General features: G+C 62.2%; 15 protein-coding genes. 4 read left to right on the top strand and 11 right to left on the bottom strand.

What is annotated here, in order from left to right; all coding sequences use genetic code 11:
* Positions 1-31 precede the first annotated feature (31 nt).
* Positions 32-550, bottom strand: a complete 519-nt coding sequence (locus tag AC07PV_RS14615) for a hypothetical protein (RefSeq protein ID WP_218295532.1) — start codon at positions 548-550, stop codon at positions 32-34.
* A 243-nt stretch (positions 551-793) separates the two neighbouring features.
* Between AC07PV_RS14615 and AC07PV_RS14610 the strand changes: the two genes are divergently transcribed.
* Positions 794-1,753 (top strand): tRNA dihydrouridine synthase, encoded by a 960-nt coding sequence (locus AC07PV_RS14610; protein WP_369642971.1) that lies wholly within the window; start codon positions 794-796, stop codon positions 1,751-1,753.
* Positions 1,754-1,799: 46 nt separating this feature from the next.
* Here the strand turns inward: AC07PV_RS14610 and AC07PV_RS14605 are convergent, their stop codons facing one another.
* The 10 genes from AC07PV_RS14605 to AC07PV_RS14560 all read right to left on the bottom strand — a co-directional run bounded on the left by AC07PV_RS14605 (position 1,800) and on the right by AC07PV_RS14560 (position 14,054).
* Positions 1,800-3,716, bottom strand: a complete 1,917-nt coding sequence (locus AC07PV_RS14605; protein ID WP_494630583.1) for a phospholipase D family protein — start codon at positions 3,714-3,716, stop codon at positions 1,800-1,802.
* A 118-nt stretch (positions 3,717-3,834) separates the two neighbouring features.
* Complete coding sequence (locus tag AC07PV_RS14600) at positions 3,835-5,037, bottom strand: ammonium transporter (RefSeq protein WP_218340149.1); 1,203 nt, start codon at positions 5,035-5,037, stop codon at positions 3,835-3,837.
* A gap of 154 nt (positions 5,038-5,191) precedes the next feature.
* Positions 5,192-6,301, bottom strand: a complete 1,110-nt coding sequence (gene ribD, locus AC07PV_RS14595; RefSeq protein ID WP_494630582.1) for a bifunctional diaminohydroxyphosphoribosylaminopyrimidine deaminase/5-amino-6-(5-phosphoribosylamino)uracil reductase RibD — start codon at positions 6,299-6,301, stop codon at positions 5,192-5,194.
* Between the two features lie 24 nt (positions 6,302-6,325).
* The gene (locus AC07PV_RS14590) at positions 6,326-6,763 is read right to left on the bottom strand and encodes a type IV pilin protein (protein WP_218340151.1); all 438 of its coding nucleotides are present in this window, start codon (positions 6,761-6,763) and stop codon (positions 6,326-6,328) included.
* 28 nt (positions 6,764-6,791) lie between these two features.
* Positions 6,792-10,535 carry a pilus assembly protein gene (locus AC07PV_RS14585; protein ID WP_494630580.1) on the bottom strand — a complete coding sequence of 1,248 codons (3,744 nt, stop codon included), beginning with the start codon at positions 10,533-10,535 and terminating at the stop codon, positions 6,792-6,794.
* 82 nt (positions 10,536-10,617) lie between these two features.
* A complete protein-coding gene (locus tag AC07PV_RS14580) occupies positions 10,618-11,454 on the bottom strand; it encodes a pilus assembly PilX family protein (RefSeq protein ID WP_255591107.1) in 837 nt (278 codons plus the stop codon).
* A gap of 24 nt (positions 11,455-11,478) precedes the next feature.
* Complete coding sequence (locus AC07PV_RS14575) at positions 11,479-12,372, bottom strand: PilW family protein (RefSeq protein ID WP_255591108.1); 894 nt, start codon at positions 12,370-12,372, stop codon at positions 11,479-11,481.
* 39 nt (positions 12,373-12,411) lie between these two features.
* Positions 12,412-13,056, bottom strand: a complete 645-nt coding sequence (gene pilV, locus AC07PV_RS14570) for a type IV pilus modification protein PilV (protein WP_218340153.1) — start codon at positions 13,054-13,056, stop codon at positions 12,412-12,414.
* A gap of 5 nt (positions 13,057-13,061) precedes the next feature.
* Positions 13,062-13,661: a GspH/FimT family pseudopilin gene (locus AC07PV_RS14565; RefSeq protein ID WP_218340154.1), complete on the bottom strand. Its 600-nt coding sequence runs from the start codon at positions 13,659-13,661 to the stop codon at positions 13,062-13,064.
* A gap of 108 nt (positions 13,662-13,769) precedes the next feature.
* The gene (locus AC07PV_RS14560; RefSeq protein ID WP_218340304.1) at positions 13,770-14,054 is read right to left on the bottom strand and encodes a hypothetical protein; all 285 of its coding nucleotides are present in this window, start codon (positions 14,052-14,054) and stop codon (positions 13,770-13,772) included.
* 173 nt (positions 14,055-14,227) lie between these two features.
* Between AC07PV_RS14560 and rpsO the strand changes: the two genes are divergently transcribed.
* From rpsO to AC07PV_RS14545, 3 genes are all read left to right on the top strand, one after another.
* Positions 14,228-14,494 carry a 30S ribosomal protein S15 gene (rpsO, locus tag AC07PV_RS14555; protein WP_005793232.1) on the top strand — a complete coding sequence of 89 codons (267 nt, stop codon included), beginning with the start codon at positions 14,228-14,230 and terminating at the stop codon, positions 14,492-14,494.
* Between the two features lie 207 nt (positions 14,495-14,701).
* Positions 14,702-16,948, top strand: a complete 2,247-nt coding sequence (gene pnp, locus AC07PV_RS14550; RefSeq protein WP_218295520.1) for a polyribonucleotide nucleotidyltransferase — start codon at positions 14,702-14,704, stop codon at positions 16,946-16,948.
* Positions 16,949-17,056: 108 nt separating this feature from the next.
* Complete coding sequence (locus tag AC07PV_RS14545; protein ID WP_494630579.1) at positions 17,057-18,043, top strand: NAD(P)H-quinone oxidoreductase; 987 nt, start codon at positions 17,057-17,059, stop codon at positions 18,041-18,043.

Here is an 18,043-nt window from a genome sequence, read left to right as displayed (position 1 = left end):
GGCCCGTCTCCACTCCATTGCCCCGGGGCGTCTAGGACTGCGCGTGCCGGGGCAGCAGCTGCTCGAACCTTTCGCGCAGGCTCGCGGCCCGTTCGGCGCCGGCGGCAAGCGCCACTTCCTCGAACATGGCCTCGCCCACGTCCAGCATGCTCGTGCGGTCCTTGGCGGCGCGCAGCGCCTGGCGGAACTGCTCTGCCAGCGTGGGGTCGCGGCGCGCGAACAGCCGCTCGCAGGTGTCGAAAAGGTACATGCGCGCACCGGCGAGCGAGCGCAGGGATTCGCCAGGCTCCGGGCGCTGGACCGATGGCCCGCCCGGTGGCGCGGTGCTGGGCGAGGGCGCGGCGGAGGGCAGCCCGGCCGCGGGGCCGGCCAGATAGCCCTGGCGCATGAGGTTGTCGACGATCTGCGCGCCGATGCCGTTGTACATGGCCTGCAGGTCCGACAGCGATTTGCCGTCGACCAGCAGCAGCAGAGAGCGCTCGCGCAGGCTCAGGGTGCGGACGCCGGGCAAGAGTTCCAGGCGGGCTTTTTCGGTTTTTTGTAGCAGCATGGGAGCCTCCATTCACGGGTGGATGGCGGCGATTGCATCAGTCCGCCGTGACGCGGTGATGACCTCGCTGCCGCACAATGGCGGGCTGCTCCCCGGCCGTGCAGGGCCCTGGGGGATGGATGCTATATATTTAATAGCTGCTAGCGCTTGTGCATCAAGCATTGTGGCCCTTTTTGATTCATATCCTGGCTGTGTGCCGGCCGCGCCCCGTGCGGGGCGCAGGGCGCGGCGGCCTTTCTCGCGATGACCTTGCTGCTTGCCCCCATGGAGGGGCTTCTGGATTTTGTGCTGCGTGATGTGTTGACCCGCGTGGGCGGGGTGGACCGCTGTGTCTCCGAGTTCATCCGCATCACCGGCACCCTGCTGCCCGACAAGGTGTTCCTGCGCTATGTGCCCGAGCTGCGCAACGGCAGCCGCACGCTCGCGGGTGTGCCGGTGCGTGCGCAATTGCTGGGCTCCGATCCGGTCAGCATGGCCGAGAACGCGGCCCGCCTGGCGGACCTGGGGCCCGAGGGGATCGACCTGAACTTTGGATGCCCTGCCAAGGTCGTCAACCGCCATGGTGGCGGCGCCGCGCTGCTGCAGGAGCCCGAACGCATCGCCGCCGTCGTGGCCGCCGTGCGCCGCGCGGTGCCTTCGCACCTGCCGGTGTCCGCCAAGATGCGGCTGGGCTTCAACGACACCGGGCTGATGCGCGAATGCGCCCAGGCGATGCAGTCGGGCGGCGCCGCCGAGCTGGTGGTGCATGCGCGCACCAAGGCCGATGGCTACCGGCCCCCGGCGTACTGGGAGCACATTCCCGCCATCCGCGCGGCGGTGCAGATACCGGTGGTGGCCAATGGCGAGATCTGGACGGTGGCCGATGCGCTGCGCTGCCGCGAGGTGTCGGGCTGCGCCACGCTCATGCTCGGGCGCGGCATGGTGGCAGACCCGGGGCTGGCCCGAGCCATCCGTGCGGCCGATGCGGGCCGGCCTGGTTCGGACACGGTGGCCTGGAGCGACCTGCTGGCGCACATCGCGGCCTTCTGGCAACTGGTGTGCGAGGACCTGGAGCCCCGCCAGCGCGCGGGGCGCCTCAAGCAGTGGCTCAATCTGCTGCGCAGGCGCTTTCCGGAAGCCGAGGCCGCCTACCAGCACGTGCGCACGATGACGGACCAGCGGGCGATCACCGCCTGGGTGGAGGCGCTGCGGGCCGGGGACTAGCCGCGCATCACTGCGCGGTGCCGCAAAGAGGCGCCTGGACAGGTGCCTAGAGCAGGTGGTCGGGCGCCAGCGGGCCCAGGAGCTGCAGCATCAACCGCAGCGGGGCGCTGGCGTCGGGTTCGGACGTCGCGTCCGCCAGGCCGCTGCCCTCGGGCGCGCGCCATACAAGGTGGCCGTCGTTCAGCTGCACATGCCAGGCGACCTCGCGCAATGCGGCCTCGATCTGCGCGGTGGCGCGGCGCGACAGGTCGCCGCTGCGGATCAGCAGCGCGATTTCCGTGTTCTGGCGCTGCGACCGGATGTCCAGGTTCATCGAGCCCACGGCCAGCAGGCGGCCATCCAGGATCAGAAGCTTGGAATGCAGCATGGCCCGCGAGCTGCCCACGGCACCAGAAGCGCCAGCCTTGCCGCCCCCGCCGGTGCTGCCCGTGGAGCCCAGGGCGCCCCGCAGCACGCCCGTGAGTTCGCTGCGCATCTCATACAGCTCGACGCCCATGGCCAGCAGGTCGGGGCGGTGGCGCGCATAGCCTGCGTGGGCAATGGGCGCATCGTTGGAGGCGAGCGAGTTGGTGAGCACCCGCACCCGAACGCCGCGCGCGCGCGCCGCCGCGAAGGCCTGTTTCATGTCCGGGCCGGGCACGAAGTAGGGCGAGATGATGAGCAGATCCTGCCGTGCCTGGCCCATCAGCTGCAGCAGGCCGTCCACCACGGTGTCGGTCTGGGCATCAAGGGCTTCGGCGCCGGGCACCCCGGGCACGGCGGAGGCGGTGGAGGGTGGGTTGGGGCCGGGGAGGGGGCCGCTGGCGGTGTCCGTGCCACGTGCAGGCACTGGCGCCGATGCCACGGCGCCAGCCGTCGCCGCACGCGGCCCGCGCGAGGTGATCGCCATGGGGGATGCCCTGGCGGGGGCTTTTTCCGGCAGCGCACCCGTGGACGTACCGTCTGGGGGGATCTTGGCGGGCTTGTCCACCAGCACCGCCGCGGGGGCCCAGGTGAACTGCGCTTGCGCCAGGTCCATGGGCTGGTAGTCCCAGATGCGGGCGCGTTGCGCGGTGGTGGTCTGGCTGCCGTCTTGCACCGGCTGGCTGTCGGGCGCCAGGGTGCCGCCCTGGCCGGCGATCCGGTCCCGCCGCGCCGCGTCGGAAGTGCGCGTGCGCTCGCGCAGGGTGTCAAGCTCCTGCTGCGTGACGAGCGACTGCACGGGATAGGCGCGCTCGTTGTTCCAGTAGCTGTCGAAACTGCGGGAGAGGTCCTGCACCACGGGCCCGGCCGCCAGCACGTCCAGATCCACGAAGTTGCCGGAATCGGCGTTGCCGAAGTACGCGTCGCCCAGGTTGCGGCCACCCGTCACGCCCATGGCGTTGTCGGCGATGAAGAGCTTGTTGTGCATGCGCTGCTGCACGCGGGAGAAGTCCCCCAGCGCGCCCAGCATGCGCCCCAGGGGCGAGCCGCGCGCACCCGTGAGCGGGTTGAACATGCGCATCTCGATGTTGGGCACGAAGGCCAGCCGCATGACCTGCGCATCGCGCCCCGTGCTGTGGAAGTCGTCCAGCAGCACACGCACACGCACGCCGCGCTGGGCCGCCGCGATCACGCCCAGCAGCAGGCGCTCGGTACTGGCGTCAGCGTGGATGGCGTAGTACTGCAGGTCCAGCGTCTTCTGTGCGGCGTCGACCAGGGCGAGGCGGCTGCTGTAGGCCGCCTGGGGCCCGCTGAGCAGCAGGAACCCGGAAGGATGGCGGCCGCCCGCCGACGCGCGGCGCGTTTCCACCAATTGGCCCAGGGCCGTGTCCGCAGGCGACGCCAATGCGCTCGACACCGGCCGGTCCACATCCTTGGGCAGGCCGGCGCAGCCGGTGATGGCGCTTGCAATGCACATGGCCAGGACGGCCAGCCAGCCATAGCGGGCGGTGGTGCCCAGGAACGGCGCTGGAGCGGCGGGAGCAGGGGGCAGTGCAGGCATGGCGCGATTGTGACCGTGCGGCGCCGCTCGCGCTTGTCAGACGCGGCGCCAACGCAGCCACGGTGGCGACCGGGTGGATGCGGGCGCATCGCTGTGCGGTGCCCTGGCGCCGCGGCGGCTACCAGCTCACTTCGCGATCGGGTGTGGCGCTGATCTTGTGGATCGACAGGTCCGCACCGTCGAACTCCTCTTCCTGCGAGAGCCGCAGGCCGACCGTGCTTTTGAGAATGCCATACACCACGAAGCCGCCCGCCAGTGCCCAGGCCACGCCCAGGGCGGTGCCGACAAGCTGGGCGGAAAAGCTCACCCCGCCGAGCCCGCCCAGCGCCTTGCTGCCAAAAATGCCCGCCGCCAGCCCGCCCCAGGTACCGCACAGGCCGTGCAGCGGCCAGACACCCAGCACGTCGTCGATCTTCCACCGGTTCTGCGTGAGCGTGAACATCAGCACAAAAATGGCGCCAGCCACCGCACCCACCACGAGCGCACCCAGCGGGTGCATCAGGTCGGAGCCCGCGCACACCGCCACCAGCCCCGCCAGCGGGCCGTTGTGGACGAAGCCGGGGTCATTCTTGCCCAGCACCAGGGCGGCCAGCGTGCCGCCGACCATGGCCATCAGGGAGTTCACTGCCACCAGGCCGGAAAGCTTGTCCACGGTCTGCGCGCTCATCACATTGAAGCCGAACCAGCCCACGACGAGCACCCACGCGCCCAGCGCCAGAAACGGAATGTTGGAGGGCGGGTGCGCGGAGATGGCGCCATCTTTGCGATACCGGTTGGCGCGGGAGCCCAGCAGGATCACGGCAGGCAGGGCGATCCACCCTCCCATCGCGTGCACCACAATGGAGCCTGCGAAATCATGAAACTCCTCGCCGGCGAACCCTTTGATCCAGGCCTGCACGCCAAAATGCTGGTTCCAGGCAATGCCCTCGAAGAATGGATACACAAAGCCGACGATGACCGCCGTGGCCATGAGCTGCGGCCAGAACTTGGCGCGTTCCGCGATCCCCCCCGACACGATGGCCGGAATGGCCGCTGCAAAGGTGAGCAGGAAGAAGAACTTCACCAGTGCATAGCCGCTTTGCTGCACCAGCGACTCGGCCCCCACGAAAAAGTGCGTGCCGTAGGCCACGCTGTACCCCACGGCAAAGTACACGACCGTGGACACAGAAAAATCCACCAAGATCTTCACCAGCGCATTCACCTGGTTCTTCTTGCGGACCGTGCCCAGCTCCAGGAAGGCAAAACCGGCGTGCATGGCCAGCACCATGATGGCCCCCAGAAGAATGAACAGGGCATCCGTGCCCTGTTTGAGTGCTTCCATAACGTCCTCTTGCAGTAAATTGATCCGTTCTGGTGCGGTTTGAGTGGGTGCACCAGATTTGCACCAAATTGAAGCAAGAAGCGCGCCAGAGGTTGGTGCGTGGCTTTTGCACTGCCTTGGGGCGGTGCGGCCGAAGGCGATCGCGAGGGCTGGATTAAAAACTATCCCGACCCTGGACCCGTGCCAGGACGCGAAGGTCCGGTCCGATCATCTCTGCGGATGTGAACTGCAGCGCAAGCCCGTCCGCCAGCGCATGGAGCGGGTCCAGGCTCGCCATGCCCAGCCCGGGGCCCAGCAGGCGAGGGGCCAAGTACACAAGCAGTTCATCGACGAGGCCTTCTCGGACGAGGGATCCATTGAGCTTGTGGCCTGCTTCCACATGCAGCTCATTGATTCCCTGCTGGCCAAGGTCTTTCAGCATCGCTGCCAGATCCACTTTGCCGCTTGCATTGGGCAGATGGATCACCGTGGCACCGCGAGCTTCCAAGGCGGCCTTCTTTTCCTTGCTTGTGTTGGCTGTGTAGACAAGGCAATCACGTCCGCCCATCAGCAGGTTGGCATGCGGGGGCAGCTGCAATTGACTATCCACCAAGACCACATGGGGCTGGCGGGGTGTAGGTACTTCCCGGACGTCCAGGCGGGGGTTGTCGTCCAGCACGGTGCCAATGCCGGTCAGAATGGCACAGGCCCTTGCCCGCCAGGCATGCCCATCCGCGCGCGCCGTGCGCGAGGTGATCCACTGGCTGGCGCCGTTATGAAGCGCCGTGGTGCCGTCCAGGGACGCTGCCGTCTTGAGCCGCACCCATGGCGTGCCCCGAACCATGCGGCTGAAAAAGCCGATGTTGAGTTCGCGTGATTCTTCTGCCCCTGGGCCCACGACAACCTCGATACCCGACGCCCGCAATCGCTCGAATCCGTGGCCTGCGACCAGAGGGTTGGGGTCGGTGATGGATGCCACCACTTTTGCAATCCCGGCTTCGATCAATGCATTGCAGCATGGACCGGTGCGGCCATGGTGAGAGCATGGCTCCAGGGTGACATAGGCGGTGGCACCGCGCACGTCGCGGCCAGCTGCTGCGGCATCGCGCAGCGCCATGATTTCTGCATGGGGGCCACCAGCACGCTGAGTGAATCCTCGGCCCAGCACCTCACCGTCGGGAGCGGTGATGACGCAACCAACGCGAGGATTGGGGCTGGAAAGAAAAAGCGCCTGGGCGGCTAGCCCAAGCGCTTGGTTCGCATAGTGGAGCGCTGTAGTGGTCATTGCTCCAGGATGGTAGCGCAGTGCTTACTTGCTCCAGCATGTGGCGTCAAAGCCAGCGTCAGTTTGAATCTTGCCGTTCGCGCCGCGTATGCCCGTGTGGGTCAATGTGTAGTTCCCGCACTTGTCCCCAATTTGCGCGCCTCGGGGTGTGGCGGTCAATGTGAATGAGGATGTTGTCGCGGGACCACCAATGGACAAGGTGTACCGTTTGTTTGGATCGAGGGTTCCATCCGCAAGACGCCATTGAAGAGAGTTTGGAAGAGTCGTCGGGTACACGCCGTTCGCCGTGGAGGCCCGCTCCAACCACTGCTGCGCCTGAAGAAGGCCTGCGCGAGCATCGGCGCGGTGACCCCGCCGGATGTACTCCGTGTAGCTGGGGAAAGCGATGGCTGAGAGGATGCCAACGATTGCCACCACAATCATTAGCTCAATCAGCGTAAAGCCCCGATGTTGCCTTTTCATAAGACAGTGTGCTCCTGCTAAAGCTGGTTTATTGCATTTGACGCCAGCTGGGGCGCATGGATTGTTCTGGGAGGAGGGCGTTGTCCAAACTGTCGTCTGTCCCGTCAGGTTTTTTCCCAGTGACTCGCATCTTTTCTCCACGCTTGATCATGGTCTGTGCGCCAGCAGTGACGGACACTCTCGATGCTCCTTGGTCGGCTGCCAAGTTGTATTTGCCATTGCCATCCGTATCCATGATCTGCACGCTGGGCTTCTTGCCATCCATGATGTTGATAAGGGTCATGTATTGGCGTTCCTTGTCCACCGTGCCTGCTTCGCATGTTTCAACGGCAGGGTCTAGTCTGGAGCCCTTGGCCGGCACCTGCGAGAAGACGGTCAGCAGGTTGCTGCCGTCATAGAATTCGATAGGCTTGAGCAGGCGTTCGCGGGTCTGGGGCAGGTCCATGTACCAACCGCTGCTGGTTCCCCAATTCAGTACGGTGGCATCGGTAATGGTCCAGAACTCATGACCATCGCGGGTGTTCACGGACGCAGTGGGAATTGTGCGTTGGACCAGACTCGACTGGGTAACCGGTGCTGGCAGGTCCGCACTCGACTTCACCAGCTTGTTGCAAGGTGCGTCGGTAGAGGATGCGCAAACTTCCACACGGTCCTTCTTGGTGCCTACCAGCTTGTAGCGTGTGTTATCGAGCACCGAGTACAAGGTCTGCTTGTTCGCGTTGACGGGGGTGTTGGGGTCGTTCGGGTTGCTCGCGTTGTACGTTGCCAAGTTGCTTCCTGTGCCAAAGGCAACCATCAGTCCACCCACCGATACAGTTTCTTTTTTGCCGCCACCGATATCGATTTCCTTCTTTCGGTCATTGGCACGCACTGTGGGCACGATGGTTATCGGTTGCGCCAACGTGCGCGAATCAGGGGAGCCTTCCGTGCCCCCTTTGGCGGTAAACAGTGGCACTCCGCTGGTCGTATGGTTGGTGGTGGTCGCGGCAGAACTACCCCATCGCGCCACACCCCAGGCGGTATCGTCATTGCTGGTGAGCAGGAACTTCCACATGTTGCCCTTGAGATCACCTGCATACACCACATCGGGGCGGCCATCGCCGTTGATGTCTACGAGGCGCGGTGCGGAGAGGCCATTGTCGGTGGTATCGAGGTGGGCATTCGTGGCGGTGGTACCCGTAGCCACTAAACGCAACAGTTCCTTGCTGCCATCCAAGTACTGGACCAGCAGCACGGGCCGGCCGCTTTTGCTGTTGTAGCCGTTACCCATCACCGCCGCCCAGCGGTTGTTGTTCAAGCGCACGATTTGCGTCGTACGCTGCGGGTTTGCCTCGTCCATCACCGGCTTGGTAAAGATGTGTCCCATGTCGGCAAGAGCCAGGCATGCCTCTTTCTTGGTGACAGGGGTGATGACCGTGTTCTCGCAATCCTCCACGCTGGTGGTGGCCTCGGTGGCATGACGCGTCTTGTCCATCACTACCAGTTGCTGGGCATTGCCTTCGGTAAAGTTGCCAGCGTCATCACCCGCGATATTGCCCGGGTTGGTCACGTCCAGCACAAAGAACCCCTTCCCACCAGCGCCTAGCGATCCGACCAGTAGCGTGTGCCAGTTGGGGGCGTAAGTGGGATCCGTGGTGTCACCGGTGCCCATGTCCACATCACCGGTCATGGGAGAGCCATCTACATAGTAGCGATGATTCTGGTTGAAAGCGGGGTCAGCGAGGCGGCCCACGGCAGGTATCACCCCACGGGGCACGTAGGCCACCTTCTCTGAGCCATTCTCGGCCGAAAAACCGTGCAACATGCCATCGTTTCCACCCACGTAGATCATGGGCAAGCGATCCTTCTGCGCGCGCGTAAAAGCGGTATAGCCTTTCCAAGCATAGTTGCTGACGGGTGCGCCCACATACCAGACCTCGGAGTTGACGATATCCCCTTGGCGAGATTTGCGTTGACGGAAGGGGTTGGTGGATGGGTAATTGGCCGGGCTTTCCGTTCCCTCCTTGGTGCGATCACCGCGCACATAATTCAGGCGGTCCTGTCCTAGGGCATCAGTGGTGCCATCACTCTTCATATTGAGAAGTGCTTTTTGCGCGGTGCTAAGGTTAGTTTCATCGCTAGCCCATTTGAATGGCACCCCCCCTTTTTCCTGACCCGTCGTAGCGTCAATTTGTTTGCTGCTCCAACTCAAGATAAGGCGACTGCCGACACTGAAACCTGTGGCATCCAGCAGGTCGGCCGTTGTTTTGCCTGCCCACCCCACCGCGGGCACTGTGGTGCCGTCCTTTTTCACGGTTTCCGCTTCAACCCAACCTCTCCAAGCCTCTTTGGGCATGTAGTTCGCCACGTATTTACCCACGTCGTTACGGGACGCATTGCTACCGCTAGTGGCGGTGGAACCCCGGTCAGGTTCGTTCTGGGTATTGATCTGCTGGATGATCATGCGGAAGGCTTTTTCCAGATCTTCGCCTTGTTCTACGGCGAAGAAGCGACCGCGGCCATTGAGAGCAGCGTGCCATAGGTCTAGCGAACGGCGGTCTTCGTTGCTCATGGCAGGCCAAGTCTTGTCTCCCTTGACCAGATTTGGAAAGTCGCCGTCATAACCGAACGGCACCATCTCCGTGGGGCGTGTGATGTTGTACTTGGCGTCGGAAAAATCGGTCTTCCATTCATAGGCCATCTTGCTGAAGCCAATGGTGTAGGTCACCATATGAGGCCAAGTCGCAGGGTTGTATTTTGGATTCCAGTACTTTGGCAGAGCCACGCCCCCGATGGTCTCAGTTGCCGGTGCCTGGTCATACTCCGGCTCTGGCAATATCGTGCCGGTCAAGTCAGCGGGAAGCTGGAGTCTTTGTGACCAACTTTTAAAGGCCCAATCAGCCAAGGTGTTGTCCGTGCCATCGCGGTACATTTTTGTGTAATTTGTGGTGCCGGTAGTGGTGCTGGAACCATACTTAGTACTATCTGGCAAGTCCACTGTTCCAGGGGTATCTATGTTGCCGCCTGCCGCATAAGTGTTGACGTAATTGTTCCATCTGCCATCAGTCATCACAATGTGGTAGTTTCGACGGCAACCAAGATACTCTGCGGTAGTACTGCTATCGCCTGGTTTGGTGGCCCAAGGACCGTTCGCGCTTAGCGTGCGCCGCATGTAGTCATCGGCCTGCTTAAACATACGATGAGTTGGCGTTCCATTGCCAGGCTTCAATTTGTCAATGAAATTCTTGAAGTTTTGGCGATGGGTAACTGTTGCGTCGTCTTTGAGCACGCGCATCGAGTTTTCACCCATCGTAGCGCTGTCTACGCTAGTAGCTCCCGCAAGGCCACGAAGAGTATTGCTGTCATCCCTTTGCCGGGGGCCGACACCGGGTGAGCCCCCGTTGTTCCACATGACTTGCCAAGCGAGGCGGATTTTTCCATCAGGCAGCAAGGTTGTATCGTTGAACACATTCTTCAGTGCGTACTTCAACACGTTGATGCGGCGGCTGGTCGTAGGCCAAGTCTTCTTGTTTGGGTCCGTGGGGGTCGGAGTTGCTAGTGGAGCAGTTTCTCCGGTTGCCCCGTTTTCGCTTTCCATGTCCAGACGGAAGTCCATGCTGCCTGAGTCATCGACAGAAATAATCACATTGGGTGCAACGTAGGGCGTGACTGTGCCTGGTGGAGATTGTGCAAAATCAAGCGCCCACCCACCATGCGGTGCAAGTGCCGCACTAGCCGCGATGGCGAGCAGCGTCTTTTTGAAATTGGGGTGAGGTTGCGTCGGACGGGGCATTATGTGCTCCAAGTCGAATTGGGTTGAAATCTACTGCAGGGCTTAAGTGCTAAGGGCTGAATGCTCTTGATTTGATAGTAATTCAGTCCACGAGTTTTTGACGAGCATAGGTTTGCTGCAGCACCACGCGGGTAACGGGCACATCTACACCGCCCTCGTTTCTGAGTTTGCGTCCGTGCGCCACTGCAGTAATTCGGTACACAACGCTGGGTTGCAGGTTGAGAGCCAAGTTGTTGAGGCCATCAGCAATCAGGCGTGATTTGTCGGCATCACTGTCGTAGGGCAGCACTTCAATCCAGTACCAGCCACCTTCATTGTTCCTGGTGGTATCCGCGCCTTTGTTGCCTATTTGCAGGATGGGGTTGCTAGCGCTGCCAACGTTGGCACCGGAGTATTGGCCGTAGCGTGCACCTATACGGTTGGCATTGGTACTAACCATCATTTGTTCCAGCGACACGTCTTCGCCAGGGGTAGTGAGGTCGGGGGTGCTACCGGTGTTGTTCCAAAAATCCTGTCTACCAGGGCGCTTGAGGCAGAGGGCATCAATACAGCGCGGGCCTGAGGTGATTCCTTCCAGTTTTGCCAAAAGGGCTGCGGTCTCCTTGGCTTCCAACGGAATTTGTGCTTGGGTGGAATTGCCATTGCGGCACGCCGTGGCGGTGGGTATGCGGCAGTCGCTGCCATCGGCCTTTTCACCGCGAATGTCCAACTCTGCGTCGAGTAACAAGGCCTGGGCGGCTTCAAACGCGCGCTGATAGTCGGCATCGTTGCCTACCACCATTTCGTTGAACATCGACGTGCGCGAGGCCCACAACGCCAACAGCATGGAGAGCATGACAAAGACGATGACGATGAACAGCGAGATGCCACGCTGGTGTCGCTGAGATTGTCGAAAAGAGGGGGAGGGCATGCGTTGCATGAACGTGGTTGTGTGGTGTGTGGATCAGCCTGACAGCCCTTGGCTGCGCAGTTGGTATACGTTACGGAACACTGTGTGCATGCGCCGGTTGCGGGGGGCGGCGAGGGAGGTCATGTTGACGGCCGTCGTACCGTCGCAGTCGGTGTAGGTGCTGTTCGTGGGTAGGTCGAGGGATTCGCTGCCATAGAGCACTAGGCACACCTCCACGCCAAAGACCTGAGGCCAGCCTGTAGCGCCCACGGTGGTGGCATCGACGTAGCGCATCTGCGGGTTGCCTGTTCCCGCACTGCTTTGCATGAGATAGCGGACCTGAAAGTTGGCGACATTGCGTACAAGGGGTTGCGAATTGCCTGTACCGGCGCAGTGCAGTTCGTTGTTCTTCAATACAAAGCGGCTTTGTATCAACGCGTCGGTGCCGTTTTCTGCCAAGCAATTGCGCTGCAGGGATTCGCTCGGCTTGAGAGGGTCCTTGGGGTGGTAAACAAGTTCTTTATAGTTGCGGTAGCCGGTTGTGAGCTTGTATTCTGTCGCGCTGGGCGAATCCTTACCGCTCAGAGTATCCGTGGAAAGGGTGAAGGCGCTGCCATCTCCTGAGGTCGCCACGAAGTCGGTTTCAAATGCCACACGGTCCCCTACTATGGTGGGAGTGGTGTCGCCTTCTACCTTGGCTGCCGACAATTTGAGTTTGAGGGAGCCGGCTTGACGAAGCTGTTGGCCCATGACGCGAAAAGCATAGGATGCCTGTTGCTGGATGTCGCTGGAATCGCTGACTGTGCCTGAAATACCGCGCGAGACCATGAGGGCGCCCATTGCCACAGCGACGGTGAGCAGGCCTATGACAATGCCCACCAGCAATTCGATCAAGGTGACGCCGCGCTGAACGGCATGCCCTGGGTGCATGTGTTTTGTTGTCAGCATGCTTACAAATGATGGAGTACACATGGATGAATGTCTCCTTCAGGATTTGGGACCTGGGCAGAAATACTGGACTGCCGTATCTGCAAAGTACGGTGCGCAACGGCTGCTAACTGGGATGTACTGTAAGTGGCAGGTGAAGTCTGTAGGGCAGGTTGTCGCAGTAGTACCGTCGCCCCCCAGGGCTGCGGATGTGGTGCTCAAGCTGTCCTTGTATGCACTGCTGGTTTCACGCTCGTTCTCGCGCCAACTAATCAAAACGCCTAGCTGGCGACGGTTGCCGACGGTGTTGTCTCCTGGGGCAAAAAAGATACTGGCATTGCCTAGAGGTAGGGCGCGCTCTACGGTTCGTTTCCATTCGCGCACATCGTAGGCGGCGAACTCGGCATGGGTGCAGGTGCCGGTATCGCAGAGCTTGGAGGCTTGCGCAGTAGGGGCGGCACCCGAGCGCCAACCTACCGCGTAGTTGTTGATGTTGCCCAGGGCGTTGGGGTTGACTTTAAGGCGTTCGCCCAAGTCTTCTATCAGTCTGACAGCCTGTGCGCGCCGTACGGTGGTTGAAGTGTCAGTAAGAGTGCGCATCTGCACACCCAGGATTCCCAGAATGCCCAGTGCGGCAACAACAATGGCCACCAAGGATTCGATCAGGGTGATGCCGCGTTGGGGGTGGATGAAGGGGGTTTGCATGTTGTTCAACCGGAAGTGCAAGGGAGATCTGTAATGACTCTGATGCGTCCGCCCGAACTCATGCACAGGCCTCGGGCAGCAGGGTCCGAAAGCGTTTTATGCAATGGAACCACGCTGAATCCAATGAAGGGTCCGGTGACCCGGCCCCACCGGTCGAATTGAATGCTGGCGCCCCCACTGGTGCGAGAGGCTGTCACATTGGGCGGCATGGTGAAACTCTGTAGGGTTTCTTCGCCTGGGTCCTGGGTGCCGTCGCTGTCGGTGTCAACAAAGACAACCCAGCCACAGTCCCATTCGTCATTATCTGCTGCTAAGGTGCAGCCGCTGGTTCCCGTGGGCTCCTTGCGAATGGAAACTCTACCCCCGCGCTTGATAGCCTCGGAGCGCGCGTAGTACAGCGAGGATTGGAGGCCCTCCACCGCCTGTCGCACGCGCCAACGTTCGATCAACGGAGTGAAACTGGGCGTCGCCAGGGCGGTGAGAATGGCCAGAATGGCAACCACCACCATCAATTCGATGACGGTGAACCCTCGGAAAGCGTGTGGTTGTTGCCAACCGCCGTGGTGGGCGCCAAGCGTGCTGAATTGATATTGCGATACCTGCATATTGGTGGATGCTAGGCCTGTCTCATTGATGTCAGGGGCTAAGTCTGACGAGTGGCTGGCAGGCCGAGATGAACGGTGCTGTTGGTGTGCACCGAGCGCTCCTTCTCCCTATCTCGTATACCCCCGGCAAGCCCCCGCGTTGTGCATGCCTTTGCATTCCCGGTACATCCGGCGATCACGCTGGGCGGGTGTCTCTTCGGAGCTGCTGCGCTGATAGGTGACTTTGCTAACGCTTTTCTTCTTGGAAGAGGTGTTGGCGGTGGTGGCGGTGTCACTGGCAGAGCGCTTGGCCAGTGCGTAGCCAGGGCTTGTGATCAGGACCAAAGCGACGCCTGTGGCCAGCAAGGCATGGCGGACTGTGGTGTGTGAAAGGAAAGCGTCAAGTTGCGTCATGAGGGGGCTTTCAGGTGTGGGGCGGGAACCTGGGCGGGGCAAGAATTCCACGTGGGGGTTATAATCGACAAGTTTTGCATGGTGCAAGACGCACGCCTGCGGCCGTTCCAGCTGCTGGCGCAAGTAAAAACCAAGGCTCGGCAAGTCTGTCGAGACTCCATCAAGGAAAAATTATGATCGCATCCTCCATCAAGGCCGAAGTCGTCAAGGCCAATGCCCGTGCTGCCAACGACACTGGCAGTCCAGAAGTGCAAGTGGCCCTGCTGACGGCCCGCATCAACGAACTGACCCCTCACTTCAAGACGCACGCCAAGGACCACCACGGTCGCCGCGGCCTGCTGCGCATGGTGAGCCGCCGCCGCAAGCTGCTGGACTACCTGAAGGCCAAGGACGCTGACCGTTACACCGCGCTGATCGCCAAGCTGGGTCTGCGCAAGTAATCTTCATTGCATGCGAAAACGCCTGGGTTAGTCCGCTAGCTCAGGCGTTTTTTACTTCGGAGCCGCAAAACAGAGCGAAGCTGTGTCATTCCAATGGGGTTGCCGCCGCAGGGCAGCAGGCAGGTCCACTGGAATGGCATCGTGTTCTGAATTGCTCTCCGCCGCAGTCTGGTAGAGCGCTACCAGCTATTAAAAAAGGAGCTGAACATGAGCATTTTCAACAAAGTCACCAAGACCTTCCAATGGGGCGACAAGACCGTCGTCATGGAAACCGGCGAAATCGCACGCCAAGCCTCTGGCGCCGTGCTGGTGAACATTGATGACACCGTGGTGCTGGCCACTGTGGTGGCATCCAAGGGCGCCAAGCCCGGCCAGGACTTCTTCCCCCTGACGGTGGATTACATCGAGAAGACCTACGCCGCCGGCAAGATCCCCGGCAGCTTCTTCAAGCGCGAAGCGAAGCCCAGCGAGCACGAAACGCTGACCAGCCGCCTGATCGACCGCCCGATCCGCCCGCTGTTCCCCGAGGGTTTCTTCAACGAAGTGCATGTGGTGATCCACACGGTGTCGCTGAATCCCGAAGTGGATGCTGACATCGCTGCCCTCATCGCCACCAGTGCGGCGCTGGCCATCTCCGGTATCCCGTTCAACGGCCCCATCGGCGCCGCACGCGTGGGCTACATCAATGGCGAGTACGTGCTCAACCCCGGCCAGACGGCGCGCAAGAGCTCGCAGATGGATCTGGTCGTGGCCGGCACCGAAGCAGCCGTGCTGATGGTCGAATCCGAAGCCCAGCAACTGTCCGAAGAAATCATGCTCGGCGCCGTGGTGTTTGGCCATGAGCAAGGCAATGTGGCCATCAACGCCATTCATGAACTGGTGCGCGATGCTGGCAAGCCCGTGTGGCAGTGGGAAGCGCCCGCCAAGGACGAAGCCCTGATCGCCAAGGTGGTTGCGCTGGCCGACGACAAGCTGCGCGCCGCCTACCAGATCCGCAACAAGCAGGCCCGCACCCAGGCCTGCCGCGAGTCCTACGCCGCCGTGATGGCAGCGCTCAAGGCCGATGGCGTCGAGTTCGATGCCGTGAAGGTCGAAGGCATGCTGTTCGACATCGAGGCGGGCATCGTGCGCAGCCAGATCCTGGCCGGCGAGCCCCGCATCGACGGCCGCGACACGCGCACTGTGCGCCCCATCGAAATCCGCAGCAGCGTGCTGCCGCGCGCCCATGGCTCGTCGCTGTTCACGCGTGGCGAAACCCAGGCGCTGGTCGTGACCACGCTGGGTACCGAGCGCGATGCGCAGCGCATCGACGCCCTGGCTGGCGAGTACGAAGACCGCTTCATGATGCACTACAACATGCCTCCCTTCGCCACGGGCGAAGTGGGCCGCATGGGTTCGACCAAGCGCCGCGAAATCGGCCACGGCCGCCTTGCCAAGCGTGCCCTGGTGGCTGTGCTGCCCACCAAGGAAGAATTTCCCTACACCATGCGCGTGGTGTCGGAAATCACCGAATCCAATGGCTCTTCGTCCATGGCTTCGGTCTGCGGCGGCTGCCTGTCCATGATGGACGCCGGCGTGCCCATGAAGGCCCACGTGGCGGGTATCGCCATGGGCCTGATCAAGGATGCCAACCGCTTCGCCGTGCTGACCGACATCCTGGGTGATGAGGATCACCTGGGCGACATGGACTTCAAGGTGGCGGGTACCACCGGCGGCATCACCGCGCTGCAGATGGACATCAAGATCCAGGGCATCACCAAGGAGATCATGCAGGTCGCCCTGGCGCAGGCCAAGGAAGCACGCATGCACATCCTGGGCAAGATGCAGGAAGCCATGGGCGAAGCCAAGACCGAGGTGTCCACCTTCGCGCCCAAGCTCTACACCATGAAGATCAACCCCGAGAAGATCCGCGACGTGATCGGCAAGGGCGGCGCCGTGATCCGTGCGTTGACCGAGGAAACGGGCTGCCAGATCAACATCGAGGAAGACGGCACCATCACCATCGCGGCCACTGACGCTGCCAAGGCGGACGAAGCCAAGAAGCGCATCGAGCAGATCACGGCCGAGGTCGAGATCGGCAAGATCTACGAAGGTCCCGTGACCAAGATCCTGGACTTCGGCGCGCTGATCAACCTGCTGCCCGGCAAGGATGGCCTGCTGCACATCAGCCAGATCGCCCATGAGCGTGTCGAGAAGGTGTCCGACTACCTGACCGAAGGCCAGATCGTGAAGGTCAAGGTCATGGAGACCGATGAGAAGGGCCGCATCAAACTGTCGATGAAGGTGCTGGCCGACCGCCCGGCGGGTGGCAGCGATCGTCCTGCTCCCGCGGAGCGCGGTGACCGTGAGCCTCGCCGTGACCAGGGTCGCGACGGTGGTCGCCAGCCGGCGGAGCAACAACAACAACAGCAATCCCTGCCTTCGGACAACGGCTCCGGGCAGATCGTGGGCTGAGTTGGTGATTTGCTATTGATTTTGTAGCTGCTGGCGCTTGTGAAAAGGGCGCTGGCAATCAAAATCACTCAAACAAACCAATCAACCAACTGTCCAAGGAATCGCAACATGCGTGCTGTCGAGATCACATCCTTTGGTGGGCCGGAGGTGTTGCAGCTGGGGGAGCGCCCCATGCCGCAGCCGGGCGCCGGCGAGTTGCTGATCCGTGTTGCCGCCAGCGGCATCAACCGCCCTGACGTGCTGCAGCGACTGGGGCACTATGCTCCGCCGCCCGGCACCTCGGACCTGCCGGGCCTGGAGGTCGCGGGCGTGGTGGAGTCGGGTGATCCTGCGGCCATGGCGCAGGCGGGCATTGGCGTGGGCGACCGCGTCTGTGCCTTGGTGGCGGGCGGGGGGTATGCGCAGTGGTGCGTGGCACCTGTCGCGCAGTGCCTGCCCGTGCCCGAGGGCTTGAGCGACGTCGAGGCGGCATCGTTGCCGGAAACGTTCTTTACCGTGTGGAGCAACGTCTTCGACCGGGGGCGTCTGCAGGCGGGCGAAAGCCTGCTGGTCCAGGGGGGCACCAGCGGCATTGGCGTGACTGCCATACAGCTGGCGCGGGCGTTCGGAGCGACCGTCATTGCCACGGCGGGCAGCGACGACAAGTGCGCGGCCTGTCTGCAGTTGGGGGCCCACCATGCCATCAACTACAAGACGCAGGACTTCGTGGCGGAAGCAAAGCGCATCACGCAGGCCAAGGGCGTGGACGTGGTGCTGGACATGGTCGCTGGCGACTATGTGGCGCGCGAGGTGGAGTGCGTGGCCGAAGACGGGCGCATCGTCATCATCGCGGTGCAGGGTGGTGTCAAGAGTGACTTCAATGCGGGCCTGGTGCTGCGGCGCCGGCTCACCATCACGGGTTCCACCCTGCGCCCGCGTCCCGTGGCATTCAAGGGCGCCATCGCCCGCGCGTTGCGTGAGCATGTGTGGCCCTTGCTGGCGCAGGGGAGGGTGCGTCCCGTCATCCACAGCACGTTTGCCGCGGCGGATGCCGCCAAGGCCCATGCCCTGATGGAGTCGAACCAGCACATCGGCAAGATTGTTTTGACGTGGTGA

It is taken from the genome of Acidovorax sp. GW821-FHT09A11, from assembly GCF_059418365.1.
This window is presented reverse-complemented; position numbering and strand designations above follow the sequence as displayed.

Excerpts from the sequence above, each read along its gene's own strand:
- rpsO (WP_005793232.1), top strand. The coding sequence starts at position 14,228 with ATGATCGCATCCTCCATCAAGGCCGAAGTCGTCAAGGCCAATGCCCGT.
- AC07PV_RS14590 (WP_218340151.1), bottom strand. The coding sequence starts at position 6,763 with ATGAAAAGGCAACATCGGGGCTTTACGCTGATTGAGCTAATGATTGTG.
- AC07PV_RS14585 (WP_494630580.1), bottom strand. The coding sequence starts at position 10,535 with ATGCCCCGTCCGACGCAACCTCACCCCAATTTCAAAAAGACGCTGCTC.
- AC07PV_RS14565 (WP_218340154.1), bottom strand. The coding sequence starts at position 13,661 with ATGCAGGTATCGCAATATCAATTCAGCACGCTTGGCGCCCACCACGGC.
- pilV (WP_218340153.1), bottom strand. The coding sequence starts at position 13,056 with ATGCAAACCCCCTTCATCCACCCCCAACGCGGCATCACCCTGATCGAA.
- pnp (WP_218295520.1), top strand. The coding sequence starts at position 14,702 with ATGAGCATTTTCAACAAAGTCACCAAGACCTTCCAATGGGGCGACAAG.
- AC07PV_RS14575 (WP_255591108.1), bottom strand. The coding sequence starts at position 12,372 with ATGCTGACAACAAAACACATGCACCCAGGGCATGCCGTTCAGCGCGGC.
- AC07PV_RS14545 (WP_494630579.1), top strand. The coding sequence starts at position 17,057 with ATGCGTGCTGTCGAGATCACATCCTTTGGTGGGCCGGAGGTGTTGCAG.
- AC07PV_RS14560 (WP_218340304.1), bottom strand. The coding sequence starts at position 14,054 with ATGACGCAACTTGACGCTTTCCTTTCACACACCACAGTCCGCCATGCC.
- AC07PV_RS14580 (WP_255591107.1), bottom strand. The coding sequence starts at position 11,454 with ATGCAACGCATGCCCTCCCCCTCTTTTCGACAATCTCAGCGACACCAG.
- AC07PV_RS14600 (WP_218340149.1), bottom strand. The coding sequence starts at position 5,037 with ATGGAAGCACTCAAACAGGGCACGGATGCCCTGTTCATTCTTCTGGGG.
- ribD (WP_494630582.1), bottom strand. The coding sequence starts at position 6,301 with ATGACCACTACAGCGCTCCACTATGCGAACCAAGCGCTTGGGCTAGCC.
- AC07PV_RS14605 (WP_494630583.1), bottom strand. The coding sequence starts at position 3,716 with ATGCCTGCACTGCCCCCTGCTCCCGCCGCTCCAGCGCCGTTCCTGGGC.
- AC07PV_RS14610 (WP_369642971.1), top strand. The coding sequence starts at position 794 with ATGACCTTGCTGCTTGCCCCCATGGAGGGGCTTCTGGATTTTGTGCTG.
- AC07PV_RS14615 (WP_218295532.1), bottom strand. The coding sequence starts at position 550 with ATGCTGCTACAAAAAACCGAAAAAGCCCGCCTGGAACTCTTGCCCGGC.